Source organism: Bradyrhizobium ivorense, from assembly GCF_900696085.1.
In the GTDB taxonomy this organism is placed as follows: domain Bacteria; phylum Pseudomonadota; class Alphaproteobacteria; order Rhizobiales; family Xanthobacteraceae; genus Bradyrhizobium; species Bradyrhizobium ivorense.
This window is the reverse complement of sequence record NZ_CAADFC020000004.1, coordinates 1,718,281-1,742,598: the sequence shown is the minus strand read 5'-3', so window position 1 is coordinate 1,742,598 and position 24,318 is coordinate 1,718,281. Positions and strand designations below refer to the sequence as shown.

Genomic DNA, 24,318 nt, shown 5'->3' with positions numbered 1-24,318 from the left:
GCCAGCGCCATCGACGACACCTCCCGCTTCATTTCGTCGAAGCGGGCGGGGCCGCTGTTCGGGCTGACGCCGAAGAAGTATCAGTCGGGCGAGACCGACTATTCCGGCCGCATCAGCAAAAACGGCGACGCCGCGGTGCGCGAGGCGCTCTATGAGGCCGCCCACAGCATCCTGAGCAAGCCGATCAAGGGCTGCGCGCAGCTCAAGAGCTGGGCGATGCGGATCGCCCGCCGCGCCGGCATCAGCAAGGCCAAGGTGGCGCTGGCGCGCAAGCTCGCCGTGATCATGCTGCGCATGCTCAAGGACAACGTCCCCTTCAACGCGACTGCCAAGGCAACCGCCATGGCGGCTTAAAACAGGAGCAAACAAGTTTTCGGGCGGGTCACCACACCAGCCTTCCCGAAGCGAAGTCCCTTCGCCGGGACGATGGATCAGGTCAGGCCGTCATCCGGGTTGTCGACGCATCCGTTGATGCGATCACGCTTCCGTAGATTGGCCGGCCTGCTCCTCTTAGAACCCCATCAGGCGACGGCCACCGCGCCGATCCCGTACAGAAGCAGGTTCCCGGCGAGCGGATGATGCAAAAAGGGATTGACTAACCAAGGCCCGTTACAGAAGCCCGGATGGAGCGAAGCGAAATCCGGGACGGTTGTGCCGGTTGCGAGATCCCCGGATTGCGCTTCGCTCCATCCGGGCTACGCGCCACTATTCCGCCGCTGAAGCGGCCGCTACTCTCCCATCGCGTGCGCGCAAGACACGCATCAAACAAGATGAGAGGAGACCCATGCAACTCGGATACTTCGCGATGCCGTCGCATCCGCCGGAGTGCGGATTGAAGGAGGGCCACGATTGGGACCTGCAGGTGCTGCGCTGGCTCGATGAGCTCGGCTATCAGGAAGCCTGGATCGGCGAGCATCACACCGCGCCGTGGGAGCCGCATCCGTCGCCGGATCTGTTGATCGCGCAATCGTTGCTGCAGACGAAAAACATCCGCATCGGCCCCGGCGGCTTCCTGCTGCCCTATCACCACCCGGCCGAGCTCGCCAACCGCGTCGCGATGCTCGATCATCTCTCGAACGGGCGGCTGAATTTTGGCGTCGCGGCCAGCGGACTGCCGAGCGACTGGGCGATGTTCAACGTCGACGGCATGTCCGGCCAGAACCGCGACATGACCCGCGAGGCGCTGGAGATCATCTTGAAGATGTGGATCGAGCCGGGGCCCTGGACCCACAAGGGCAAGTTCTGGACGGTGACGAAGCCGGACACGATGTTCGATTTCCTCAAGCCGCACATCAAGCCGCTGCAAGCGCCGCATCCGCCGATCGGTGTCGCGGGCCTGTCGAAGAACTCCGACACGCTGAAGCTGGCCGGCGAGCGCGGCTTCATCCCGATGAGCCTCAACCTCAACCCGGCCTATGTCGGCAGCCACTGGGATTCGGTGGAGGCTGGCGCCGCCAAGACCGGCCGCACGCCGAGCCGCAAGGATTGGCGCATGGTGCGCGAGGTGTTCGTCGCGGATACTGACGAAGAGGCGTGGAAGCTCTCGACCGGCGACATGATGGGCCGGATGATGGGCGAGTACTTCCTGCCGCTGCTCGGCCACTTCGGCTTCAAGGATTATCTGAAGGCCTCGCCTGACGTGCCCGACAGCGACGTCACCGTCGAATATTGCGCGCGCCACAACTGGATCGTCGGTTCGCCCGCGACCGTCACTGAGAAGATCGAGAAGATCTACCGGGAGGTCGGCGGCTTCGGCGTGCTGCTGGTGTTCGGCTTCGACTACAAGCACAAGCCCGAGGCCTGGCACCATTCGCTCCGGTTGTTGAAGCAGGAAGTGCTGCCGAAGCTGAAGCATCTCGATGCTTCGGTGGGCCGCGCGGCGTAAGCCCTTGCGAGATGTGGAAGGTGGGGCGCGCAGTCATGCGGCCCTGCGCTTCTACAGCAAACGCACGGTTACCTTCGCCTTGCCTTTGTTGGCGACATAGAACCAATCGGTGACCCACGGCAAGCCGACGACGGCCTCGTTGACATACAGGAAAATCTCGCCGCTGCGGTCGGCCGTGAACCTTGCTTTGTAAACCTGTGGGGCGCTGTTTGGCGCAGGCACCGGATCGAGAAAATACTCGTCGACCCCGGTCTCTCCGACGCGTGCGATCAGCCTGAACCACGGCCGGAACAGGACGCGGCGAAGCAGGATCGTCGCATATCCGCGCCAGCGCGTTGCGGGCTCGATGGTCGACGTCCTGTATCCGATCGGCGTGACCGCACGCCCGGAGTCCTCCCAGGGTTCGGTCATGGTGATTGCGATTTCATACTTGAAGCCAGTACGGACCTTCAGCCCGGTCGGCGCGCATATCGCGGTCGTGTCGAAATCGGTCGCATCCTGCGGGATACCCTTGTCGACGGCGACGAGCTTCTCGGCTGCCGTGCCCTTGCAGAAAGCGCCTGTCGAATCGAAGGCGTTGAACAGGAAATGGCTGAGCAGTGTCGCGCTGAACCATACCAGGAGGGCGGTAAGGAAGGCCGGAACGACATGCCGTTTCCCCGCATTGAGGATCGATTGATAGATGGTGCTGGTCCGGAAGTTATACAGCGTGTTGTGCAGAAAGCCTGACAGTGCAACCGGCTTGGCGCGGTCGCGCCAGATGATCCGCATCCTGTCGCTGATCGTGGCGCTGAGCGAACTACCGATGGTCATCAGCACGACAACGGCCGCGATCCCGCCGGCGAACCACTCCGGGTTGCCGGCGTACCAATCGGTCCACCAGTGAAACGACTTGGGCAGGAACGATTCGACGAAGCGCACAAGCTCCGAAACCATCCTGACATGGGAATCGAATTCGTGTTCCTTGTGCTGGTTGTGGAACAGCCAGAACGCCGCCAGATGCAGCGATGCCGCCAGCGTGGCAAAGTAAGCGATCCGCCGCATCCAGACGTAATTCCACAGCTTCTCCTGCGCGGCATAGCGCGCCGGCGCGCCGGCTGGCGTCTCGAATGTGTCAGGGCCCAGCGGGCTCACCCGACCGCTTCGCGAGACCACCACATAATTGGGCGGAAGTCCGATCGGCGCATAGGCGTTGCAGCCGCTGTCGATCCGCTCGAACACGCTTTCGTGGATCTTCGGCACCGGCACGCTGACGCCGGCGTAAGAATCGTTGCAGAGCTCGGCGACTTTGCGAGGACCGTAACGGTAATAGGCGCCGAGACCCGCCCGCGAATCGTAAAGACGGCCGTCCTTGTCCTCGGCCGACTTGATCGATTTGACCGCGTCGGGCTCGGCGGCGGGCGCGCTCTTGAAGACCAGACCGCGCTTGGCCGCTTGCTCGACCAGCCACGCCAGCGGCACGAATGCGACGGCATCGTCCGGATAGCCGCCGCCGACATTGGCGTGCATTCCGACGAACCACACCTGGACGAGGCGCTCATCATCGATGGTCGCCGGAACGACTGGCGGCGGCTGTCCGGGTTCCTGCTCGGTCCATAGCACCGGATGGAAGGTGGTGCGCTCGTCGTCGAGGGCCAGCGCATGTCGTGCGCAATTCACGCGTGGGCTCAGGACCCGGTTCGGCAGTTCGAGTGGCCACACCCAGTTGCTGATGCCGCGGGTCATCTCGTCGATCGGCAGGCCATAGGCGGCGACGGTGTCCCAGATGCCGATGAACTCGATCGTCGGGACCGCCTTCCGCTCGATCTTCGCATAGGACTTGTTGCTCTGAAGGTGATCCAGCACCGGCACGAGGATATGGTCGCGAATGGCGCGGAACAGCACTTCGATGCGCCATACGGAGTGGTAGCCGTCCGCGCGATACGCCCGGTAGGCCTTCACCGCGCCGTCATGCAACTCGGCCTCGGTATCCGCGACGACCAAGCCCTGATCGAGAATGAGCGCAGCAAGCACGCGCGCGGTGAATGCGCCGCGGCTAAATCCGAACAGGTAAATCTTCGAATGGTTCTGGTGGTCGTAGTTCCGGCAGATGAACTTGTACGCATCAAGGATATTGCGCTTGAGACCGTAGCCGAAGGCGCCGCCAAGCAGCGCAAGCGGAACGAACGACGAGGTGCCGACGCCGTCATCATACTTGGCGGCCTGGCTATCGTTGTTCAGATCGAGCGCCTGAAATATCCGCCAGACATTCGTTCGCCAAATGCTGGAGGCTGCGTTGCCGGTGCCGTCCGACAGGATGATGATCTTGGGACTGGGCATCGCAAGGCGCTCGCGGAAGGGTCAAACCAAGAGTGCAGCGTAGTAGGCGCAAATGCGCGCGCTACTTTGGATCGTTCTTAATCATTCGATACCGCGTTAGGTGTGAACTGGCGCACAAAGCGTCGCCCGGTCGCAGTCATGTGAGAGCGCGGCGACTATCGCGATGCAGCGAAAAGGCTTAACCTCGCTGCAAGGGGCAATTGAGGGCACAGCGATGCAAGCCCGCGTTCGAAAATTTGCCCATGTGCTGGAGCGCTTCGGCCTTGCCATGGCAGGGGCGGCGAGCGGCCTGTTCGTAGCCATCCATGTCGGTTCGAGCGTATCGGCACTGACCTCGCAGGCATTCCTGCTCATCATGATGCTCGGCGGCGCCATCGGTTTCTATCTCGGCATCGATACGCCGCCAAAGCTGTTCCACCCGAAGGGCTCGACCTCGATGCGCAAGATCGATGCGGCCGAGCTGCTCAGCGCGGTCGGCACCTTCCTTGCGACGCTGGTCGCATTCTTCTCGGTCGGCGTTGTCGTATTGCGCAGCGAGCCGGACATCAGCTGGACCGCTGCGATCATGCTGGGCTGGGTCCTCGGCGTCGCCATGCAGGTCGTCGCCGGCACGATCGCGCGAATGCGTGCCTGATCGTCAACGGCGCGGAATGCCCAGTCCTGCGAGATGCGTGTCGATGAAGTGCGCGAGCCGCTCGCGCAGCCGCTCCGGCGGCACCGCGACCATGCGCTCTTCCAGGCCGAGCGAGATGATGCCGTGCACCGCGGAGAACATCATCCGCGACAGCAATGCGACGTCGCCCGGATCGTGATCGGGCAGCAGCCGCACCAGCGGCGCGTGCATCACCGCGAACGCATCCATCACCATCGCGAGGATGTCCTCCGGAAACGGCCGGTCGTCCTCCATCCGGTGCTCGAACAACGAGCGCAACAGATTGGCGTGCTCGGTCGCGAAGCCGAGATAGGCATCGGCGAGCCCGTGCAGCTGCCGCAGGGGATCGTCGGACGGAACCGCCGTCAGCCGGGCGGTCAGCGCCAGAACCGTTTCCCGGTTGACGGTCAGGATCAGGCCGTCGAAGTCGCCGAACTCGTTATAGACGCTCCCGATGGAACACTCGACGGCCTCGGCGACGTCGCGAACCTTCAATGATCTCAGTCCCTTAGTCGCGATTAACTGGCGCGCGATCTCGATCAGCAAAAGCCGCCGCTGCAGTTTTTTTCGATCCCGTCGCGATTCTTCTTGAACAATGTTCATTTTCAGGCTACTAACTTGAGCGTTGCTCAAAACGGCTTGGAGGCCACCCAGATGCAGACCCTAGCACTTCAACAGACCACCACCTTCGACTACGCGATCGACCTCGTGAAGGGCTTCGGCCGTTCGATCGTTGATCTGGCGACCGCGCCGATCGAGCGGATCGCCCGCGCCTGCGACGTCGCAGGCGTGCTGGAGCAGCGGCGCGCCGAGGCGCGCGCGCCGCGCCCGGCGGCGTCCGGCAGCGGCCGCTGCAACCAGCGCAACTGCCCGCTGTCGCCGTTCGGCGGCCTGAGCGAGCTGACCTGAACCGATCGGGCAATTGTCCGCGAAACCGCAACAAAGCACTCACCATGTCCGCCGTCAGCCCGTCCCACGCTCGGTCGACCACAGGCCCGAATAAGGTCTCGTACATCTCTGTCGGGCAGTGTCCCAGCGCCTCGCTGCCGGCAAGCTGCGCCGGTTCGAACCGATCCGTTACGAAAAAGACTAAAGGCTGCGGCATCCCGTTCATTTCACATCGCCAGTCCCCCGACCCGCGACATTGCACCACATTCGGCGCTGCAGGCCCGAACTCAAGGAAACGGTCATGATCAAGGAATTGATGTCGTCCCGCCGCTTCGCGCCGTTGTTCTGGGCCCAGTTCTGCTCGGCACTGAACGACAACGTGCTGAAGAACGCGCTGGTCATCATGCTGCTTTACAGCGCCGCCACCGAGCAGGGCCCGATGCTGGTCACGGTGGCCGGTGCCGTCTTCATCTTCCCGTTCTTCGTGCTGTCGGCGCTCGGCGGCGAGCTCGCCGATAAATACGTCAAGTCGGTCGTCGCGCGGCGCCTGAAATTCTTTGAGATCTTCGCCGCCGCCTTCGCCGCGGCCGGCTTCTTCCTGCATTCGATCCCGCTGCTGTTCATAGCATTGGCGCTGTTCGGCACGGTCGCCGCGCTGTTCGGCCCGGTGAAATACGCCGTGCTGCCCGACCAGCTTGCGGTATCCGAGCTCGCAACCGGCAACGCGCTGGTCGAGGGCGCAACTTTCATGGCGATTTTGATCGGCACCATCGCCGGCGGCCTGTTCGTCGCGGGCGCCAGCCACATGGGCTGGATCTGCACCGCCGTGGTCGGCCTGTCGGTGCTGTCCTGGGGCTTTGCGTCGCGGATTCCGGTGACGCAGCCGTCGGCGCCCGATCTGCCGATCACCAAGAACCCCTGGACCTCGACCGTGCGCCTGTTGCAGTCGCTCTATGCCGAGCCGCGGCTGTGGGATGGCATGGTGATCGTGTCGTGGTTCTGGATGGTCGGCGCCATCGTGCTGTCGCTGCTGCCGGCGTTGATCAAGGACGGCGTCGGCGGCACCGAGAGCGTCGTGACGCTGTGCCTCGCCATCTTCGCGATCGGCATCGCCGCCGGCTCGTTGTTCGCCGCCCAGCTCAGCCATGTCCGCCCCAATCTCGCTTTGGTGCCGATCGGCGCCATCGTGATGGGCATCGTCGGCCTCGACCTCGCCTGGGCGATCGGCCACACCTCGCTTGGCAAGGACGTCAGCGCGGCGGCGTTCGCGGCCTCGTTCGGTGGCTTCCGCATGCTGGTCGACTTCTTCCTGTTCGCCTTCGGCGGCGGCCTGTTCGTGGTGCCGTCGTTCGCCGCGGTGCAGGCCTGGACTGCGCCGTCCGAGCGCGCCCGCATCATCGCCGCCGGCAACGTTTTGCAGGCCGGCTTCATGGTCGGCGGCGCGCTGCTCGTCGCGGCGCTGCAGGCTGCAGGCCTTGCGATCGCCTGGATCTTCTTCGGCCTCGCGATTGCGAGCTTTGGCACGGTGTGGTTCGTGCTGAGCAAGTGGGGCAAGGAGGGCGTGCGCGACTTCGGCGCGCTGCTGTTCCGCGCCCTGTTCCGCGTCGAGGTCCGCGGCATGGAGAACCTGCCGGCTCCGGGCACGCGGATGCTGATCGCGCCCAACCATGTCAGCCTGGTCGACGGCCCGCTGCTGCACGCGACTTTGCCGATCGACGCGAGCTTTGCGGTCGATACCGGGATCTCCAAGGCGTGGTGGGCAAAGCCGTTCCTGAAGATGATCAAGCACTACACGATGGACCCGTCCAAGCCGCTGGCCGCGCGCGACCTGATCAAGCTGGTCGCCGCCGGCGAGCCGGTGGTGATCTTCCCGGAAGGGCGCATCACGCTGTCGGGCTCGCTGATGAAGGTCTATGACGGCACCGCGATGATCGCCGACAAGGCCGACGCCGTGGTCGTGCCGGTCCGCATCGAGGGCGCGCAGCGCTCGCATCTCAGCTATCTCACCAATGGCGAGATCAAGCGTTCCTGGTTTCCCAAGGTGACGATCACGATCCTGCCGCCGGTCAAACTGCCGGTCGACCAGTCGCTGCGCGGCAAGGCCCGCCGCAACGCCGCCGGCGCCGCGCTGCAGGACGTCATGATCGACGCCATGGTCAAGAACGGCATGCTCGACCAGACGCTGTTCGAAGGCCTCGGCCACGCCTATCGCGACCGCGATACCGGCAAGCCGATCATCGAGGACGCGCTCGGCACCAAGCTGACCTATCGCAAGCTGATCCTCGGCGCGCAGGTCTTGAGCCGCAAGCTCGAGCAGGGCACTTCGGTCGGCGAGTATGTCGGCGTGCTGCTGCCGAACTCGGCCGGCGTCGCTGTGGTGTTCATGGCGCTGCAGACCATCGGCCGGGTGCCGGCGATGCTCAACTTCTCGGCCGGCCCGGTCAACGTGCTGGCGGCGATGAAGGCGGCGCAGGTGAAGACTGTGCTGACCTCGAAGGCGTTCATCGAGAAGGGCAAGCTCGACAAGCTGGTCGCCGCGATTTCCGGCCAGGCCCGCGTCGTCTATCTCGAGGACGTGCGCGCAAGCATCGGTCTTGGCGACAAGATCGCGGGCTTCCGCGCCGGCATCGCGCCGCGCGTTGCCCGCAAGGCCAACGATCCCGCGGTGGTGCTGTTCACTTCGGGCTCGGAAGGCACGCCGAAGGGCGTCGTGCTGTCCCACCGCAACATCCTCGCCAACGCCGCGCAGGCGCTGGCGCGGGTCGATGCCAATGCACGCGACAAGGTGTTCAACGTGCTGCCGGTGTTCCACTCCTTTGGCCTCACCGGCGGCATGATGATGCCGATCCTCGGCGGCATCCCGATCTTCATGTACCCGTCGCCGCTGCACTACCGGATCGTGCCCGAGCTGATCTACCAGACCGGCGCCACCATCCTGTTCGGCACCGACACCTTCCTCACCGGCTACGCCCGCTCGGCGCACGCCTACGACTTCCGCACCCTGCGCCTCGTCATTGCTGGCGCTGAGGCGGTGAAGGAGCGCACCCGCCAGATCTACATGGAGCGTTACGGCATCCGCATCCTCGAAGGCTACGGCGTCACCGAGACCGCGCCGGTGCTGGCGATGAACACGCCGATGGCCAACCGCCAGGGCACCGTCGGCCGGATCTCGCCGCTGATGGAGTACCGCCTCGATCCGGTCCCCGGCATCGAGGAGGGCGGCCGGCTCTCGGTGAAGGGTCCGAACGTGATGCTCGGCTACCTCCGCGCGGAAAATCCCGGCGTGCTCGAGCCGCTTGCCGAGGGCTGGCACGACACCGGCGACATCGTCACGGTCGACGCCCAGGGCTTTATCGCCATCAAGGGCCGCGCCAAGCGGTTCGCCAAGATCGCCGGCGAGATGGTCTCGCTGTCGGCGGTCGAGGCGATTGCATCCGCGCTGTGGCCGCAGGCGATGTCGGTTGCGGTGACGCTGCCCGACCAGCGCAAGGGCGAACGCATTGTGCTGCTGACGACGCAAAAGGACGCCGACCGCGCCGCAATGCAGCGCCAGGCCAAGAGCGCCGGCGCCTCCGAGCTCGCGGTGCCCGCCGACATCCGCGTGGTCGACAAGGTGCCGCTGCTCGGAACCGGCAAGACCGACTATGTCGGCGCCACCGCGCTCGCCAAGGAGATCGCCGAGCAGCTGGCTGCTGCGCCCGCGCCACAGGCCGAGCCGGCTGAGGAGGAAGCCGAGACCGAGCCGGCGCCGCAGCAGCACGTCGCATGACGGACGGGTTGTGCTTTTCGGGAGCATGTTGTCAGATGGCTGGCAACTGCTCCCGCAAGAAAGCACATCCTCATGCCGCTTCCGCTCGATCCCGTCGTTGAAAAAATCATCCCGCTGCTGCCGCTGCGCGATCCCACCGTGATGACGCCGCAGAGCGCCCGCGACTCGCTGCGCGCGCTGGCCGATGCCCGCGCCGCGGTGCCGCCGCCGCCGGTCGAGCATGTCAGCGACATCGAGGTTCAGGGCGGCGCCGGCAAGCGCCCGGCGCGGCTCTATCGCAACGGCAGCGGCAGGGCGCCGACGGTGATCTTCTTCCACGGCGGCGGCTGGGTCGCCGGCGATCTCGAGACGCATGATCGCCAGGCCCGCAACCTCGTGATCGAGACCGGCGCGGTGGTGATCTCGGTCGATTACCGCCGCCCGCCCGAGACGCGCTTTCCCGGTGCGTTCGAGGATGCGTTCGCCGCCGTCCGCGATGTGGTCGCGCGCATCGGCGAGTTCGGCGGCGATCTTTCGCGCGTCGGCGTCGCCGGCGATTCCGCGGGCGGCAATCTCGCCGCCACCACGGCGCTGGCCTGCCGCGATGCCGGCATCAAGCTCGCCGGGCAGCTGCTCGTCTATCCCGTCACCGACGTCGTCGGCAATTTTGCCGATCCGACCGAGAACGCAAGATTCCCGTCGCGCGCCGAGAATGCCGAGGGCTATTTCCTGACCCGCGCGACCATGGAGTGGTTCTGCGGCCATTACCTCGCCGAGATGGCCGACGGCGCCGACTGGCGCGTCTCGCCGCTGCGCGCCAAGAGCCTTGCTGGTGTCGCGCCGGCGGTCGTCACCACCGCCTGGTTCGATCCGCTGCGCGACGAGGGCCATGCCTATGCGAGGGCATTGAAGGCGGCCGGCGTGCCGGTGAGGTATCACGAAGGCGAGGGTCTGATTCACGGCTATTTCGGCCTCGGCGATGCCTCGGAGACCGCACGGACCGAAGCGCAGCGCGCGCGCGCCGATTTCAAGGCGCTGCTGGTGAAGGGGGTGGCGTAGCTCTCTGCCTTCACCTCTCCCCGTGAAGAACGGGGAGAGGGAGAGGATAGAGCGTGCCACGCTCCTCAATCATTCCCGATCGTGTCGCCGAACAGCTCCCACGTCTCGCCGTTGAACTTTTGCAGCCGCATCGCCTCGACGGGGAAGTAGTCGGTCGGCGACGTCTTCAGCTTGATGCCGGGCAGGAACATCGGCAACGCGATATCGAGGTTCGCAGCCTGCTTCATGATGTTCTCATGGGTGAGGTCGTCGCCGCACTGCTTCAGCACCTGCACCGTCGCCTCCGCCACCACATAGCCGTAGACGATCAGCTGGTCCTGCCGATTGCCGTCCGGAAAATACGTCGTCATGAAGTCCTGCCAGGCGATGACGTCCTTATCGTCCTTCCACTGCGGATCGTTGGGATCTTTCAGCGAGTAGGACGAGATGATGCCCTTGGAATGCTCGAAGCCGGCGGGCTTCAGCACCGAGGACACCGAGGTCGAGGTCGCCGCGAGGAAGAACAAATCGGGCTTCCAGCCGATCTCGCCGATCTTCTTGATCGCCTGCGCCGCCTGCTTCGGGATCGCGTGCATGAACAGCACGTTGGCGCCCGATGATTTCAGCTTGACGATCTGGCTGTCGACCGTCGGATCGGTCGATTCATAGGTCGCCTCCGCCACCACCATCTTGGCGGTGTTCTCAGGCCCCAGGCCTTTCTTGAATCCGTTGCCGTAATCCTTGCCGGCGTCGTCGTTCTGGTAGAACAGCGCGATCTTCGCGTCCGGCTTTTGCGTCAGCACGTACTTCGCATAGACCGCGGTCTCGGCCTGGTAGGACGGCTGGAAACCGATCGACCACGGATAATGCGCATGGTCGCCCCACAGCGTGGCGCCGGCGCCGACGAACAGCTGCGGCACTTTCTTGTCGTTGAGATATTTGCGCACGGCAAGGCCGGTCGGCGTGCCCAGCGGATTGAGGATCGCGGCGACCTCCTCCTGCTCCACCAGCTTGCGGGTCTGCTCCACCGTCTTCGGCGGCGAGTAGCCGTCGTCGAGCGTGATCAGATTGATCTTGCGCCCGTTCACGCCGCCCTGGTCGTTGATCATCTTGAAGTAGGCGGCCTGCGTCTTCGCGATCACGCTGTAGGCCGACGCTGCGCCTGAGAATGGCGAGGTCTGGCCAAGCTTGATCTCGGTGTCGCTGGCACCCGTGCCGTATTTCTTCTCCGCCGCGTGCGCCTGCGTCGCAAGCGCGAGCACGGCTATGGCCGTGATGGCCTTCCATGTCATTGAGAGCCTCCCTGTGGCGTTCTTGTTGTTGGCCGGGAGAGCTTAACGACGCCGTAGCGGAGAGGCTTGCGGCGAGACGCCGGGGCAGGGATGCAGAAATGTGGCGAGGTTTGCCGCGATGTGGAATGTCGCGTTTTCTTCCTTCACCTCTCCCCGCCTACTTCACCTCTCCCCGCCTGCGGGGAGAGGTCGGATCGCATGAGCGTAGCGACATGCGATCCGGGTGAGGGGGTACAGGTACGTCCGCCAGTTCACTGGTGGAGAGAGCCCCTCACCCCGACCCTCTCCCCGCGAAGAGCGGGGCGAGGGAGAAGAGAAGTCTACCGCACCGTCACGCTGCCGGTGGTGATCGGATCGGTCGGGAGCACGGTGGCGCCGGCGCGGCTCGCAGCGGCGTTGGTGATCATGCCCGTTTGCCCGACGGTCACATTGCGGGGCGGGTGGAATTCGAGGAGAAACAGCGCAGTCGTCGCCAGCACCGCAATCGCGGCTGCGGCAATCGCAGGCACCAGTCTTCCGCGCGGATCGATTGCGCGAACTTGCATTGACCAATTCCTTCGTTGAGGTCGTTCTTGAGACACGATCTATGTGCGGTGCGGCATCTTCCCAAGAGTGCGGCGCGTGCGCCTCACGATGAGTTGTGCTGACCGTGATCTTCCTGCAACGCTGGAACGGCTCCAAAAAATTTGCGCCGAATCGCGAGCGTCGCGGGCGGCCTCGTTCGCACAGAACGCGTGGTGAGAGGTAGCGGTCTTTTGCATGCGCCTCATGTGCTCGCAATGTCGTGAGCAAGTCGCGCGCGTTAAGCATTCTTTCACCGCGCTCCGCATCGTGTGCGCTGTGTGATGCTGTGCGTGACATCTGCCGCCACTGTCTCGCCGTCATTGCGAGGCGCGTCAGCGACGAAGAAATCCATCTCTCCTCGGATCACATTGTGGATTGTCTTGCTTCACGCGCGCCGACACAGAGAAGAATCTGCCTCGCGCCTCGCGCCATCGCGCGCAGCTGACGATGCCATCAGCGCCACTCGATTCACCTGTCAGACAGCGGAGGGTAAGCGCCCGCATCCTCGCGGCCGAATCGGCCCGAGCTTTGCGGCAGGCCGCCCTCGCTTCGGAAAGCAGAGGGCGCAGGGAACGCCGGGTGCCGACACGCACCCATGGGCCCCGTGCAACAAAAAGCACGGGGGTAGGACCACAGGTACGGCCGGGTAACCCGGCGTTCCCCGCGCGGATGGTTTACGGCTTATACGTGCTCTCCCCGGCGAGACCTGGCTTGATTGTCACCGCTGCCGCGCATTCGTCATGCACGGCGCAACGCCTGCCACTGGGGCGTAGGGACCACACGACTTCACCGTCCGCGATGAAAGCCCGGATCGTCGGCCGAGGCCTTCTCGCGTCCACCGCATCCCGCTTCCAACGTCCGTGACGACCGCGATACGCCCCTCCTGGAGGAGGCGGGATGCGCTGTTTCTAATGCTGATTTCCGTAAATTGAAAGAGGAATATTTTCATCGCGGGGACTGGACAGGACATATCGCGCTGAAAATGCTGTCAGAATTCGTTCTTTGGCGCACGCGCGGCACGGCGCCCAAATTCTTCGCCGTTGTGTTCACTTGTGGACGGTCTTGCCCCCGCGGCAGGCGTAGCGTTCTTCCATCATCGCACAGACATCCTGGCAGCTATCGGTGACCGAGAACGCCCATTGCGCTCCCGCCTCACTCTTGGAATGGAGCCGCGTGATGCAGATCAAGCTTCCCGACACCCGCAGGTCCCCGCAGCAGCGCCTCGCGGATGAATCGATCCGCCTGCGCAATGAAGCCAACGCGATGCCTTCAGGCGTCGCCCGCGACCGCCTCATGCGCATGGCCCGCCAGGCCGAGACCGCCGCGAATATCGACGCATGGGTGGCCTCGCGCGGATTGAAGACGCCGACGTAGAATTAAGCGGCGGGCTTGTCTTCCTTGTCCTCCCCGCGCATCACGATCTTTAACGCGTCATCGGCCAGCGGCCGCTGCAACGCCTTGGCCTCGCTCCACGGCGCGCGCAGCCAGACATCGCGCTCCTCGTCCGTGGTCAGGATCACCGGCATCGCCTTGGCGTGGATCGGCTCGACGATCGCGTTCGGCGCCGTGGTGAGGAAGCCATAGACCAGATGCGGCCCGGGGATCGGCTTCGACTTGGTGCCGCGATCGGCCTTGGTCTCGGTCCAGATGCCGGCAAAGGCGCAGAGCGGGCGATCGTCCGACAACGCGAACCACACCACGTCCTTCTTCTTGGTCTTGGGATTCGGCTCCGGCGCATATTCGGCAAAGCTGTTGAGCGGCACCAGGCAGCGGTGCGCTTCCGTCAGCCAGCCGCGCCAGTGCGGCGATGAGGTGTTGCGGATGTTGGTGACCGGCGGCCCGCCGCTGCGCGGCGGCGGCGGCATGCCCCAGCGCATCATCACCATCTCCCGCTCGCCGCCGGCATCGCGCACCACCGGCGCCGGATAATCCGGAAACACCCCCGGCATCGACGGCAGATTGCCGACATAGCGATTGACCACGCGAAACAGCCGGAGGATGGCCTCCTGGTTCGTGGTGATGGAGTAGAGGTTGCACATTGGGTGTTAGTGCGTGTGCCTGCTGAGGCGTTGGTCCACTAGACGAAGCGGTGCGTCGGCCCACCTCATCAGCGCTTGCGATGTCTCAATCGGCTTGCGGATCGTTTTACGCTTCCAACCTTTCGGCGTAGAATTTTTGTGGTGAGAATTCTTGCAAGGGTCTCCGACTTTTTGGTCTCGCATTCCCAAATTACAATAACGTCCCAACCTAAGGCGCGTAACTCTTTCTCCACGCGCCTATCTCGTGCGACATTGGACTTAAATTTCGTCGCCCAAAACTCTGACGAGGGTGCAGATGCTTTGGGGCAGCGCGGGTGCCGATGCCAGAAACACCCGTGGACGAAGACGGCCAACCGGCGGCTTGTAAAGAGCAGATCAGGCGTTCCTGGTAGATCGGCTCTATGGAGCCGAAATCGTAGACCAAGCCCATGCGCAGCACGGCGCACCCGTACCTCCGGCGCGGTATCCTTCCCGCAGATGACGCCCAGAGTTCGCTGCAGGCGATCGAGAGCTATCGCCTGTTTCATCGATATTATCCGACGTTCTTGCACGTAGAGGACTGAGTTAATCTCGGACCAAAACAAAAACGGCCGGGTCATCGACCCGGCCGATCAAATCTCTTTCAGCTTTTCCCGCTTCTCGCGGCCGCCCCGCTCAGCTCGCCTGCTTCACCGGCGCCGGCTTGCCGACCTTCTTCTCGATCGCGCGCTTGAGTTCGAGGGCGCGGGGCGAGAGCACGTCGGCCTTGGCCTTGATCAGGAAGGCGTCGAGGCCGCCATTGTGGTCGACGCTCTTGATCGCGTTGGAGGAGACGCGCAGGCGGACGTTGCGGCCGAGTGCATCGGAGATGAAGGTCACGTTGCACAGGTTCGGCAGGAAGCGCCGCTTGGTCTTGATGTTGGAGTGGCTCACCTTGTGGCCCGTCTGGGGGCCCTTGGCGGTCAGTTCGCAGCGCCGGGACATTTGCAAAAATCCTTTTCCATCCCCGCCTCTTGCGGGCGGAGCGTGCGGTCACGCGGCCCGTGCAGGGGTTTTGAATTCGCGTCCATTTTCCAGGAACCGCGGGTGTATAGGGGCAGAATGGGAGAGCGTCAAGGTTTTATAGCGGCTTCGCCCTCGTCCGAATTGCTGGGTTCATCAGCCGTTCCAGCCACTTAACGCCGCATGAGGCAACCATATAAAGGGCGTATTCCGTTGCAACGCTTAGTTCCATACAGGACGCTCGCGTTGTCCGGCCACCTTGTTCGCCTGGATGACAAGACAGAGCGCCGATAGCAGGACCGTCAGGTAAGTGACCACCCCGATTGCCATTTTGCCTCCCTATGGGTGGCTCGTCGGCCTCCTGGCCGGCGCTTTTCTGCTGTTCGGCCCGGAGGCGTCGCGCGCCCAGGGCCGGCTCGAGGCGCAGTATGAGGCGACGCTCGCCGGTATCCCGGTCGGCAAGGGCTCCTGGACCGTCGACATCGGCGAGGAGGCGTTCTCGGCCTCGGCCCAGGGCGGCACCGCGGGGCTGTTGAAGGCGTTTTCCGGCGGCAGCGGCTCGGGCGCCTCGCAGGGCCGGATCGTCAACGGCATCCCGGTCGCCACCGCCTACAGCGCGACCACCACCACCGCGAAGAAATCCGAAACCATCCGCATGGTGCTGGCGGGCGGCACCATCAAGGACTCCGCGATCGAGCCGGAGCCGCCGGTCGATGCCGACCGCATCCCGGTCACCGACGCGCACAAGAAGGGCGTGTTCGACCCGATGACCGGCTCGCTCTTGCGCGTGCCCGGCAATGCCGAGCTGATGAGCCCGGATGTCTGCCGCACCTCGGCCGGGGTGTTCGACGGCCGCATGCGCTACGACCTCAAGCTCGATTTCAAGCGGGTCGAGATGGTGAAGGCCGAGCGCGGCTATCACGGCCCGGCGCTGGTCTGCGCAGTCTATTTCGTGCCGATCGCGGGCTACATCCCGGATCGCCCGGTGATCAAATATCTCGCCGCCCAGCGCAACATCGAGATCGCCTTCGCGCCGATCGCCGGCACCCGCCTGCTGGTGCCGTTCCGCATGACGATCCCGACCCCGCTCGGCCAGGCCATGCTGGAGGCGACGTCGTTCGTCACCACGGCCGCGCCGCCGCGCGTGGCGAAGACGCAGTAGGATTGATTTCGCGGGCCCTGCCGCACTGTTCGACCCGTCATCCTGAGGTGCGAGCCTCTTCGGCGAGCCTCGAAGGATGAATCGGCCCCGCTGGCGGCCGTCGACCCTTCGAGGCTCGCAAGAGCTCGCACCTCCAGCGACAAAGGCGAAGCCTTTGCGCGGGGGTGACGGGTTGAGCTTCGTAGCTTTGTAGCCCGGATGCAGCGAGGCGAAATCCGGGGCCGGAATACCCGCGGGTCGACTGGTCCCGCATTCCGCTTCGCTGCATGCGGGCTACGCTTGGCCGACGCAACAAACGTCACCCGAATCCAGTTGACTCTTGCCCGGTTCTGATTCGACTCGGTGACCCCTGGAACTTAAGGAATTCAGTCCGCATATCCTGTGCTTGTGGAGCCCTCTCAAACTTGATCTAGTGCCGCGGCCTCAGACCGGACCGAGATGTTGCGGTGAACGTTTCAGGCATGGAATGGAGTCAGCGATTCGGCCGCGATTCGTTCTAGACTCGTTCCGAAGCTTAAGCTGACAGCGGAAAGCGTCGCATTGTGAGACAGATTTTGCGCGAAAGGACGCGTGATCCGGGATGCCGTGTTGCTGGATCGCGCCGGAGTGACGATATTGACGGAGCGCGCTGCATGGTCTCCCTCGCGCGGAGAGTCCCCCTCACCCGGCGCGATGCGCCGACCTCTCCCCGCCTTCGCCAAGGCTTCGGCGGACACGGGCGCGGCGAGGTAATTTTCTAGGCGCGCATCCGCGCGGCACGCGGCAACAAGAAACATCTGCAAAATATGGCTTTCACATCTTCGTTCGGAACTGACCGCGCTCCCGGGGCCGGCGTCACCGCCGTGCTGGGCCCGACCAACACCGGCAAGACGCACCTGGCGATCGAGCGGATGCTGGCGCATTCGTCCGGCCTGATCGGGCTGCCGCTGCGACTGCTCGCGCGCGAGGTCTACAACAAGATCGCGGCGCGGGCCGGCGAGGACAATGTCGCGCTCGTCACAGGCGAGGAGAAGATCAAGCCGAAGGCGCCGCGCTTCTGGGTCTCCACCGTGGAGGCGATGCCGCGCGATCTCGACGTGTCGTTCCTCGCCGTCGACGAGATCCAGATCGCCGCCGATCTCGAGCGCGGCCACGTCTTCACCGATCGCATCCTCAACCGCAGAGGCCGCGACGAGACGCTGCTGCTCGGTGCTGCGACGATGCGCCCGATCATCGAGCGGCTGCTGCCCGGCGCCTCGATGGTGACGCGGCCGCGGCTGTCGCAGCTCGAATATGCCGGCGACCGCAAGATCACGCGGCAGCCGAGAAGAACGGCAATCGTCGCGTTCTCCGCCGACGAAGTCTATGCGATCGCCGAACTGATCCGCCGCCAGCATGGCGGCGCGGCCGTGGTGCTCGGCTCGCTGTCGCCGCGCACAAGAAATGCGCAGGTCGCGATGTTCCAGAACGGCGACGTCGATTACCTCGTCGCCACCGACGCGGTCGGCATGGGGCTCAATCTCGACGTCGATCACGTCGCCTTCGCCTCCGACCGCAAATATGACGGCTACCAGTTCCGCCGGCTGACGCCGGCCGAATTCGCGCAGATCGCAGGCCGCGCAGGCCGCGCCACGCGCAACGGCACGTTCGGCACCACGGGTCGCTGCGCGCCGTTCGAGCCGGAACTGGTCAACGCGCTGCAGAACCACACCTTCGACAGCGTCAAGATGCTGCAATGGCGCAACGCAAAGCTCGATTTCGCCTCGCTCGGCGCGCTGCAGGTGTCGCTGGCGCTGCCGCCCAATCATGAGGCACTGACGCGGGCGCCGATCGCCGAGGACATGCGCGTGCTCGACCATGTCGCGCGCGACGCCGAGGTGCGCGACATGGCGCATGGCGCCGCCGCCGTGGAGCGGTTATGGGAGGCCTGCCAGGTTCCTGATTACCGAAAGCTGTCGCCGGCGGCCCATGCCGAACTCGTGAGCACGCTGTACGGCTTCCTGATGCAAAAGGGGCGTATCCCTGACGCATGGTTCGCCGCCCAGGTCGACCAGGCCAACCGCACCGACGGCGATATCGACACGCTGTCGGGCCGGATCGCGCAGATCAGGACCTGGACCTTCGTGGCCAACCGGCCGGACTGGCTGTATGACCCGGAGCACTGGCAGGGGATCACGCGCGATCTCGAAAATAAATTATCCGATGCGCTGCATGAACGGCTCACGGAGCGTTTCGTTGACAGGCGGACCAGTGTATTGATGCGCCGCCTGCGGGAGAACTCAGTTTTGAATACGGAAATTGGCAAGACCGGCGAAGTGATCGTGGAAGGTCACGTGATCGGCCGGCTCGATGGTTTCACCTTTGCGCCCGATGCGGCGGAAGCCGGCTCTGACGCCAAGGCGCTGCAGGCCGCCGCCCAGCAGGTGCTGGCGCGCGAGATCGATGCGCGCGCGGAGAAACTCGGGGCCGCCCCGGACGAGCAGTTCGTGCTGACCTCCGACGGCACCATCCGCTGGACCGGCGATGCGGTGGCAAAACTGGTCGCGGCCGACGACGCGCTGCATCCGCGGCTGCGCATCATTTCCGACGAACGGCTGACCGGCGCCTCGCGCGAAGCGGTGCAGACCCGGCTCGATCTCTGGCTCAAGACCCACATCGAAAAGCTGCTCGGGCCGCTGTTCGAGCTCTCCAAGCCCGAGGATCTGCAGGGCATCGCCCGCGGCATCGCCTTCCAGCTGGTCGAGGCGCTCGGCGTGCTCGAGCGATCAAAAATTTCGGCCGAGATGAAGGATCTCGACCAGCCGTCGCGCGCCACCTTGCGCAAATACGGCGTGCGGTTCGGCGCCTATCACATCTATTTCCCGCAGCTCTTGAAGCCCGCGGCGCGCTCGCTGGCCTCGCTGCTGTGGGCCGAGAAGCAGAGCAATGTCGACATGGCTGCGCTGTCGAATGTGCAGCATCTGGCCTCAAGCGGCCGCACCTCGTTTCCGGTCGACAAGCAGCTCGCCCGCGATGCCTATCGCGTGCTCGGCTATCGCCAGTGCGGCGAGCGCGCGGTGCGCGTCGACATCCTCGAGCGGCTCGCCGATCTGATCCGCCCGGCGCTAGCCTGGCGCGAGACCTCGCCGGGCGAAAAGCCCGCCGGCGCGTTCGACGGCCGCGGCTTTGTCGTCACGCAAGCGATGACCTCGCTGACCGGATCGGCCGGCGAAGATTTCGCCTCGATCCTGCGCGCGCTCGGTTACCGCATGGACCGCCGCCCGCCACTGCCGCCGAAGCCGGTTGAGGCTGCGCCGGCGGCCGTCGAGACCACGGAGACCGTCGCGGCGGAAGCGCCGCCGGCCGAAGGCACGACTGAAGCCGCCGCAGACGCGCCGGTCGATGCCGCCACCGCGGCGACCGGCGTCGGCGCCGAGGTACCCGATGCAGCCGTCGAGGCCACGGCGGAGGCGCCCGTGGCGGAGGCCGTCGCGGAACAGCCGGTCTCCGGCGATCCGGCGCCATCAGCCGCGTTGCTGCCCGATGTCGGCTTCGCGCCCGCGCCCGCGAGCGAGGAGACGCCGGCCGTCGTCGAGCCGCAGCCCGAGGCAGTAGCCGCGCCGGCCGAGGCCCCCGTCACCGAGGCTGCATCCGAACCTGCCCTTGCTGAGGCTGCCGCGGAGACGCCGGCAGAGGCCGCTGCGGAAGCGCCTGCCGAGGCGGCGAGCGCCGAGACCGCGCCTGCCGACGCGGCCCCGGCTGAAGCCGCTGCCGCTGCCGCGCCGGAAACCCCGGCCGAGCCGCAACTGGTCGAAGTCTGGCGTCCCGGCGGCCGTTCCGACGAGCGCCGTCCGCATCATCGCGGACACGACCGCAACCGCGGCCGTCATCAGGGCCAGCAGGCTGAGGGCGGCGCACCGGCGACGGAGGGAGCCGAGGGCGAGAAGCGCGAGCAGCACCGCCGTCCGCGCCGTCACCAGGATTTCCGCCACAAGCCGCGCGAAGGCGCCCCCGCCGAGGCCACGGCCGCACCCGCCGACGGCGCGCCGGGGCGCGACAACCGCGAGCAGCGCGGCGAGCGCCGCGAGCGCTTCGAGGGCAAGGGGCGCGATCGCGACAACAACGAGCGGCGCCGCGACAACAAGTTCGGCGGCGGCGAGCGCAAGGATCGCGGCGACCGTGACCGCGGCGGCCGCGATTTCGGCCGTGACAAGGGCGGCCGCGACAAGCGCGAGAGCGGGCCGTCGCACCGGCCCTACGCCTCCAGCGCGCCGCGCGAGCGCGACCGGCCGATCGATCCGAACTCGCCCTTCGCAAAGCTCGCTGCACTGAAGGAGCAGCTCGCGGGCAATCGCAAGGAATAGGGCATAGCGTTTTCGAGCGAAGTGGATTGGACAGACAGCGCCTCGACAAATGGTTGTGGCACGCCCGGGTGGTGAAGGCCCGCACCAGCGCGGCCGAGCTCGTCGCGTCCGGTCACGTCCGCATCAACGGCACGCGCGAGAAATCGCCGGGCCATGCCATCAAGCTCGGCGACGTCGTCACGGTCGCGCTCGACAACAGCGTCCGCGTGCTCAAGGTGGTGGGCTTTGCCGAGCGGCGCGGCGATGCCGCCTCGGCGCGCGTGCTCTATGATGATTTGCAAGGCGGCCGGGAATAGCTATCTATCAAAAGTGCTTTCGAGCGAAGCGGGGACCGGTTCGCGTGAAGAAGGCGCGTCAAACGAGAATATAGTCGGCAATTCCTTGCCTTTTTGGGCCGCCGCTTCCCTTGCGGCTGGGGTATTCCTGCGCTAGGCAACCCCAGAAAAACGCTGACCGTTTCCGGAGTTTTGGATGACCTACGTCGTCACTGAAGCCTGCATCAAGTGCAAATATACCGACTGCGTCGAGGTCTGCCCCGTGGACTGCTTCTACGAGGGCGAGAACATGCTGGTCATCCATCCTGACGAATGCATCGATTGCGGCGTGTGCGAGCCGGAATGCCCGGCGGATGCCATCAAGCCGGATACCGAGCCGGGGCTGGAGAAGTGGCTCGAGGTCAACACCGAATACGCCAAGAGCTGGCCGAATATCACCCAGAAGAAGGACGCGCCCGAGGACGCCAAGGAGTGGGAGGGCAAGGAAGGCAAGTTCGAGAAATATTTTTCTCCGAATCCTGGAACCGGCGACTGATTCGCTGGTTGCGACCTGATTCGCGCGGTGTCGTGTAAGCTGACGGGCTTTGGCGCCCGTTCAGGGGCCCGGCCAGCCCCGATGATTTAACCCTAATGACGGACATATGACCGGGGCTACCCCGGATATGCCCGGAATCGGGCGTAAATCATTGATTTTTGCGGAAAATGTGCTATATTCTTGGGATTACAAGCCAAGAACCCCTGCCATGCGTATCTTGTGGCTTCGAGGTTCCCGCAAACATCGAACAGGGGCGTGGCAGTTTCCACGCGCAGGCTGTGTCACAGAAAACGCGTAAAAAGAGTGCTTCTAAGACGACCAAGAAAGCCGCTGTTGTTGCTCGCAGCGCAACCAAGGGCCGTGCCAAGGCGTCCGTGAAGGATACCAAAAAAGCGGCGGCCGCAAAGTCCTCCAAGAACAAAAGAAGCGTGATGCCAGAAAAGACTGCCAAGACTGCTGCGAAAGCGGCAGCTGCGAAGACCACTGCCGCGAAGGTCGCCCCCAAGGCTCCCGTTACCAAGACTGTTGCTGCGCCGAAGCCGGCCGCCCCGAAGGCCGCCGCCCCCGCCGCCGCTCCGAAGGCTGCCGTGAAGCCGGCCGCCGCGCCGCGTCCGGAAGAGAAGAAGGTCGTGACCCAGCGCCAGGGCTTCAAGGCCAACGAATTCGTCGTCTATCCCGCTCACGGCGTCGGCCAGATCCTGGCGATCGAGGAGCAGGAGATCGCGGGCGCCAAGCTCGAGCTGTTCGTGATCTCGTTCATGAAGGACAAGATGACGCTGCGCGTCCCGACCGCGAAGGTCGCCAATGTCGGCATGCGCAAGCTGTCGGAGCCGGCGCTGGTCAAGAAGGCGCTGGAGACGCTGAAGGGCCGCGCCCGCGTCAAGCGCACCATGTGGTCGCGCCGCGCCCAGGAATACGAAGCGAAGATCAACTCGGGCGACATCGTCGCGATCGCCGAGGTGGTCCGCGACCTCTACCGCTCGGAATCGCAGCCGGAGCAGTCTTACAGCGAACGCCAGCTCTATGAAGCGGCGCTCGACCGCCTGTCGCGCGAAATCGCGGTCGTGCAGCACTCGACCGAGACCGAAGCGGTCAAGGAAATCGAGAGCCAGCTCGCCAAGAGCCCGCGCCGCGGCGCCAAGGCCGAATCGGCTGAAGGTGAAGCCGAGGGCGATGCCGACGGTGAGGATCTCGACACCGACGGCGACGACGCCGCCGTCGAGGACGAAGCCGCCTGAGCGGCACGGCCAGAAGTTTTTTGCGGAAAGCCCGGTCGAGAGACCGGGCTTTCTGTTTTGTCCAACTGCGTCACGCTGACATCTTGGTTCGACGTCGCTCACCCATTGATCCAGGTCAATATCGCCCATCCCTTGCCACCGAGGATGTATCGGGCCGCGCTCGACGTGGCTCCGTCACTTTCGGTCCACGTGCGATGAGGAGGATCAACATGCGTCGGAGGAGGAATCTTTCGAAGGGATCAGTGACAGTCGCGGGACTGGCGGCCAGCCTCGTGCTGGGGCTTGCAAGCGTCCCTCTCAGTTCATCGCCAGCCAGCGCCGTGGTTTACTGCCAATACGTTGGCTATCCGGTCGGCTGCGTGGCGCGGGCCGGTGTCGTGCTCAGGCCTCGTCCGGTGGCGCGCGCTGCGGTCCGTCACAACGCTGGCGGCAACTTGAACGGTGGCGTCAATCGCGTCGGGGTACGGCGATAGCGCCCTTCTCCTCGACAGGTGCTGTGGATTGCGCGTAGCTCCGTAACCGGGATGCAGCGAAGCGAAATCCGGGGCGCTGTCACGGTGGATTGGGCTGTCACGATTGCGCTGCACTTCATCCGGACTGCAGCGCTAGTTGCGCGTTGCGACCAGTTTGTCGACCTGCTCCTTCAGGTCTGCTTCCATGTTGGAGATGATGTCCCGCAGCCGGCGAGCGCTGGAGAGTTGCTCCGGCGTGAGAGGGCGATCGCTGCGCTCCTGCTGTCTTCGAACCGGGTCTTCAGCGACTGAAGTCGGATTGTCGGACGGGCTCGAATAGTTTTCAGCTCGATCCGCATGGTCAGGATTTTGAGCGGGGCGAAGCGAGTTCCGCATGAGCTTTGGTTCCTTCGGTCATGATACCCGATCGGCATTCATGACGCGCAACCCTCAAATCTGGTTCCGGCGGAACCGGCAGGAACTTACCAAACGAGTGACTCCGAACAGAACTCGAAACGGCTCTCGGCGCTTATCCTATGTTAATTGCGGGAGATCTTCTCATGGGCTACGCCAAGATGTTGCGCCAAGTCGCAATTGTCGTCGAAGATGACCCCATCCAGCGCGACATGATCGCGCTCTTGCTGGAAGAGAGTCATTTCGACGTGATCCAGTGTGAGGATGCCGAGACCGCCGCGCTCGCGGTCAAGATGCGTCACCCTGCGTTGGTGATCACCGATATCGGGCTGACCGGCAAGATGAACGGCATCGAGCTTGCGCAATTCGCGCTCGACTGCGACCGGAAAGTGCGGGTCATGGTGATTTCGGGCCAGCGTCCGGCCGACGCCTTGCCCGACGGCGTCAAGTTCTTCGAGAAGCCGATCTACCCGGTGACCCTGCTGCGGGAGGCGGTGCAATAGCTTTCGCCGGA

Annotated in this window: 22 protein-coding genes; 14 read left to right on the top strand and 8 right to left on the bottom strand. The window is 64.7% G+C overall.

The window, feature by feature from the left end:
• Window positions 1-354, top strand: a 354-nt coding sequence (locus CI41S_RS08815; RefSeq protein WP_139858513.1) for a transposase, incomplete at its 5' end; no start/stop codon positions are given.
• Between the two features lie 430 nt (window positions 355-784).
• Window positions 785-1,885 (top strand): LLM class flavin-dependent oxidoreductase, encoded by a 1,101-nt coding sequence (locus CI41S_RS08810; protein ID WP_139858512.1) that lies wholly within the window; start codon window positions 785-787, stop codon window positions 1,883-1,885.
• Between the two features lie 51 nt (window positions 1,886-1,936).
• On the opposite strand, the gene CI41S_RS08805 is transcribed toward CI41S_RS08810, so the two are convergent.
• Window positions 1,937-4,204 (bottom strand): T6SS phospholipase effector Tle1-like catalytic domain-containing protein, encoded by a 2,268-nt coding sequence (locus tag CI41S_RS08805; RefSeq protein ID WP_139858511.1) that lies wholly within the window; start codon window positions 4,202-4,204, stop codon window positions 1,937-1,939.
• 214 nt (window positions 4,205-4,418) lie between these two features.
• Between CI41S_RS08805 and CI41S_RS08800 the strand changes: the two genes are divergently transcribed.
• Window positions 4,419-4,838, top strand: coding sequence for a hypothetical protein (locus CI41S_RS08800; protein ID WP_139481756.1), 420 nt, complete (start codon window positions 4,419-4,421; stop codon window positions 4,836-4,838).
• Between the two features lie 3 nt (window positions 4,839-4,841).
• On the opposite strand, the gene CI41S_RS08795 is transcribed toward CI41S_RS08800, so the two are convergent.
• Complete coding sequence (locus CI41S_RS08795) at window positions 4,842-5,459, bottom strand: TetR/AcrR family transcriptional regulator (protein WP_172627952.1); 618 nt, start codon at window positions 5,457-5,459, stop codon at window positions 4,842-4,844.
• Between the two features lie 51 nt (window positions 5,460-5,510).
• On the opposite strand from CI41S_RS08795, the gene CI41S_RS08790 reads away from it, so the two are divergent.
• The 3 genes from CI41S_RS08790 to CI41S_RS08780 all read left to right on the top strand — a co-directional run bounded on the left by CI41S_RS08790 (window position 5,511) and on the right by CI41S_RS08780 (window position 10,551).
• Complete coding sequence (locus CI41S_RS08790; RefSeq protein ID WP_139858510.1) at window positions 5,511-5,765, top strand: hypothetical protein; 255 nt, start codon at window positions 5,511-5,513, stop codon at window positions 5,763-5,765.
• A 280-nt stretch (window positions 5,766-6,045) separates the two neighbouring features.
• Window positions 6,046-9,513 (top strand): acyl-[ACP]--phospholipid O-acyltransferase, encoded by a 3,468-nt coding sequence (locus CI41S_RS08785; RefSeq protein ID WP_139858509.1) that lies wholly within the window; start codon window positions 6,046-6,048, stop codon window positions 9,511-9,513.
• Between the two features lie 72 nt (window positions 9,514-9,585).
• Complete coding sequence (locus tag CI41S_RS08780; RefSeq protein WP_139858508.1) at window positions 9,586-10,551, top strand: alpha/beta hydrolase; 966 nt, start codon at window positions 9,586-9,588, stop codon at window positions 10,549-10,551.
• 65 nt (window positions 10,552-10,616) lie between these two features.
• On the opposite strand, the gene CI41S_RS08775 is transcribed toward CI41S_RS08780, so the two are convergent.
• Window positions 10,617-11,822, bottom strand: coding sequence for an ABC transporter substrate-binding protein (locus CI41S_RS08775; RefSeq protein ID WP_139858507.1), 1,206 nt, complete (start codon window positions 11,820-11,822; stop codon window positions 10,617-10,619).
• 320 nt (window positions 11,823-12,142) lie between these two features.
• Window positions 12,143-12,367, bottom strand: a complete 225-nt coding sequence (locus tag CI41S_RS08770) for a hypothetical protein (protein WP_139481761.1) — start codon at window positions 12,365-12,367, stop codon at window positions 12,143-12,145.
• Between the two features lie 1,195 nt (window positions 12,368-13,562).
• On the opposite strand from CI41S_RS08770, the gene CI41S_RS08765 reads away from it, so the two are divergent.
• Complete coding sequence (locus CI41S_RS08765; RefSeq protein WP_139481762.1) at window positions 13,563-13,760, top strand: hypothetical protein; 198 nt, start codon at window positions 13,563-13,565, stop codon at window positions 13,758-13,760.
• Window positions 13,761-13,762: 2 nt separating this feature from the next.
• On the opposite strand, the gene CI41S_RS08760 is transcribed toward CI41S_RS08765, so the two are convergent.
• From CI41S_RS08760 to rpmB, 3 genes are all read right to left on the bottom strand, one after another.
• Window positions 13,763-14,425 carry an SOS response-associated peptidase gene (locus CI41S_RS08760; RefSeq protein ID WP_139858506.1) on the bottom strand — a complete coding sequence of 221 codons (663 nt, stop codon included), beginning with the start codon at window positions 14,423-14,425 and terminating at the stop codon, window positions 13,763-13,765.
• 68 nt (window positions 14,426-14,493) lie between these two features.
• Complete coding sequence (locus tag CI41S_RS08755) at window positions 14,494-14,952, bottom strand: very short patch repair endonuclease (RefSeq protein ID WP_139858505.1); 459 nt, start codon at window positions 14,950-14,952, stop codon at window positions 14,494-14,496.
• Between the two features lie 127 nt (window positions 14,953-15,079).
• Window positions 15,080-15,388 carry a 50S ribosomal protein L28 gene (rpmB, locus tag CI41S_RS08750; protein WP_139481766.1) on the bottom strand — a complete coding sequence of 103 codons (309 nt, stop codon included), beginning with the start codon at window positions 15,386-15,388 and terminating at the stop codon, window positions 15,080-15,082.
• A gap of 379 nt (window positions 15,389-15,767) precedes the next feature.
• On the opposite strand from rpmB, the gene CI41S_RS08745 reads away from it, so the two are divergent.
• The 6 genes from CI41S_RS08745 to CI41S_RS44170 all read left to right on the top strand — a co-directional run bounded on the left by CI41S_RS08745 (window position 15,768) and on the right by CI41S_RS44170 (window position 23,411).
• Entirely contained in the window at window positions 15,768-16,568 is an 801-nt protein-coding gene (locus tag CI41S_RS08745) for a DUF3108 domain-containing protein (RefSeq protein ID WP_244626448.1), read from the top strand.
• 785 nt (window positions 16,569-17,353) lie between these two features.
• The gene (locus CI41S_RS08740; RefSeq protein ID WP_139858504.1) at window positions 17,354-20,890 is read left to right on the top strand and encodes a helicase-related protein; all 3,537 of its coding nucleotides are present in this window, start codon (window positions 17,354-17,356) and stop codon (window positions 20,888-20,890) included.
• Between the two features lie 26 nt (window positions 20,891-20,916).
• The gene (locus CI41S_RS08735; protein ID WP_139858503.1) at window positions 20,917-21,186 is read left to right on the top strand and encodes an RNA-binding S4 domain-containing protein; all 270 of its coding nucleotides are present in this window, start codon (window positions 20,917-20,919) and stop codon (window positions 21,184-21,186) included.
• A 175-nt stretch (window positions 21,187-21,361) separates the two neighbouring features.
• Window positions 21,362-21,700, top strand: a complete 339-nt coding sequence (gene fdxA / locus CI41S_RS08730) for a ferredoxin FdxA (RefSeq protein WP_139481769.1) — start codon at window positions 21,362-21,364, stop codon at window positions 21,698-21,700.
• 431 nt (window positions 21,701-22,131) lie between these two features.
• Window positions 22,132-22,938: a CarD family transcriptional regulator gene (locus tag CI41S_RS08725; protein WP_172626779.1), complete on the top strand. Its 807-nt coding sequence runs from the start codon at window positions 22,132-22,134 to the stop codon at window positions 22,936-22,938.
• Window positions 22,939-23,147: 209 nt separating this feature from the next.
• On the top strand, window positions 23,148-23,411 hold the full coding sequence (locus tag CI41S_RS44170) for a hypothetical protein (RefSeq protein ID WP_244626431.1): 264 nt from the start codon (window positions 23,148-23,150) through the stop codon (window positions 23,409-23,411).
• A gap of 132 nt (window positions 23,412-23,543) precedes the next feature.
• Here the strand turns inward: CI41S_RS44170 and CI41S_RS08715 are convergent, their stop codons facing one another.
• On the bottom strand, window positions 23,544-23,786 hold the full coding sequence (locus CI41S_RS08715) for a hypothetical protein (protein WP_139858501.1): 243 nt from the start codon (window positions 23,784-23,786) through the stop codon (window positions 23,544-23,546).
• Window positions 23,787-23,950: 164 nt separating this feature from the next.
• Here CI41S_RS08715 and CI41S_RS08710 point away from each other — a divergent pair, with 164 nt between their 5' ends.
• Complete coding sequence (locus CI41S_RS08710) at window positions 23,951-24,307, top strand: response regulator (RefSeq protein ID WP_139481771.1); 357 nt, start codon at window positions 23,951-23,953, stop codon at window positions 24,305-24,307.
• Window positions 24,308-24,318 lie beyond the last annotated feature (11 nt).

What these genes read in the sequence shown, in the direction of transcription:
- CI41S_RS08810 (WP_139858512.1), top strand. Translation starts at nt 785, where the DNA reads ATGCAACTCGGATACTTCGCGATGCCGTCGCATCCGCCGGAGTGCGGA.
- CI41S_RS08805 (WP_139858511.1), bottom strand. Translation starts at nt 4,204, where the DNA reads ATGCCCAGTCCCAAGATCATCATCCTGTCGGACGGCACCGGCAACGCA.
- CI41S_RS08800 (WP_139481756.1), top strand. Translation starts at nt 4,419, where the DNA reads ATGCAAGCCCGCGTTCGAAAATTTGCCCATGTGCTGGAGCGCTTCGGC.
- CI41S_RS08795 (WP_172627952.1), bottom strand. Translation starts at nt 5,459, where the DNA reads ATGAACATTGTTCAAGAAGAATCGCGACGGGATCGAAAAAAACTGCAG.
- CI41S_RS08790 (WP_139858510.1), top strand. Translation starts at nt 5,511, where the DNA reads ATGCAGACCCTAGCACTTCAACAGACCACCACCTTCGACTACGCGATC.
- CI41S_RS08785 (WP_139858509.1), top strand. Translation starts at nt 6,046, where the DNA reads ATGATCAAGGAATTGATGTCGTCCCGCCGCTTCGCGCCGTTGTTCTGG.
- CI41S_RS08780 (WP_139858508.1), top strand. Translation starts at nt 9,586, where the DNA reads ATGCCGCTTCCGCTCGATCCCGTCGTTGAAAAAATCATCCCGCTGCTG.
- CI41S_RS08775 (WP_139858507.1), bottom strand. Translation starts at nt 11,822, where the DNA reads ATGACATGGAAGGCCATCACGGCCATAGCCGTGCTCGCGCTTGCGACG.
- CI41S_RS08770 (WP_139481761.1), bottom strand. Translation starts at nt 12,367, where the DNA reads ATGCAAGTTCGCGCAATCGATCCGCGCGGAAGACTGGTGCCTGCGATT.
- CI41S_RS08765 (WP_139481762.1), top strand. Translation starts at nt 13,563, where the DNA reads ATGCAGATCAAGCTTCCCGACACCCGCAGGTCCCCGCAGCAGCGCCTC.
- CI41S_RS08760 (WP_139858506.1), bottom strand. Translation starts at nt 14,425, where the DNA reads ATGTGCAACCTCTACTCCATCACCACGAACCAGGAGGCCATCCTCCGG.
- CI41S_RS08755 (WP_139858505.1), bottom strand. Translation starts at nt 14,952, where the DNA reads ATGAAACAGGCGATAGCTCTCGATCGCCTGCAGCGAACTCTGGGCGTC.
- rpmB (WP_139481766.1), bottom strand. Translation starts at nt 15,388, where the DNA reads ATGTCCCGGCGCTGCGAACTGACCGCCAAGGGCCCCCAGACGGGCCAC.
- CI41S_RS08740 (WP_139858504.1), top strand. Translation starts at nt 17,354, where the DNA reads ATGGCTTTCACATCTTCGTTCGGAACTGACCGCGCTCCCGGGGCCGGC.
- fdxA (WP_139481769.1), top strand. Translation starts at nt 21,362, where the DNA reads ATGACCTACGTCGTCACTGAAGCCTGCATCAAGTGCAAATATACCGAC.
- CI41S_RS08725 (WP_172626779.1), top strand. Translation starts at nt 22,132, where the DNA reads ATGCCAGAAAAGACTGCCAAGACTGCTGCGAAAGCGGCAGCTGCGAAG.
- CI41S_RS44170 (WP_244626431.1), top strand. Translation starts at nt 23,148, where the DNA reads ATGCGTCGGAGGAGGAATCTTTCGAAGGGATCAGTGACAGTCGCGGGA.
- CI41S_RS08715 (WP_139858501.1), bottom strand. Translation starts at nt 23,786, where the DNA reads ATGCGGAACTCGCTTCGCCCCGCTCAAAATCCTGACCATGCGGATCGA.
- CI41S_RS08710 (WP_139481771.1), top strand. Translation starts at nt 23,951, where the DNA reads ATGGGCTACGCCAAGATGTTGCGCCAAGTCGCAATTGTCGTCGAAGAT.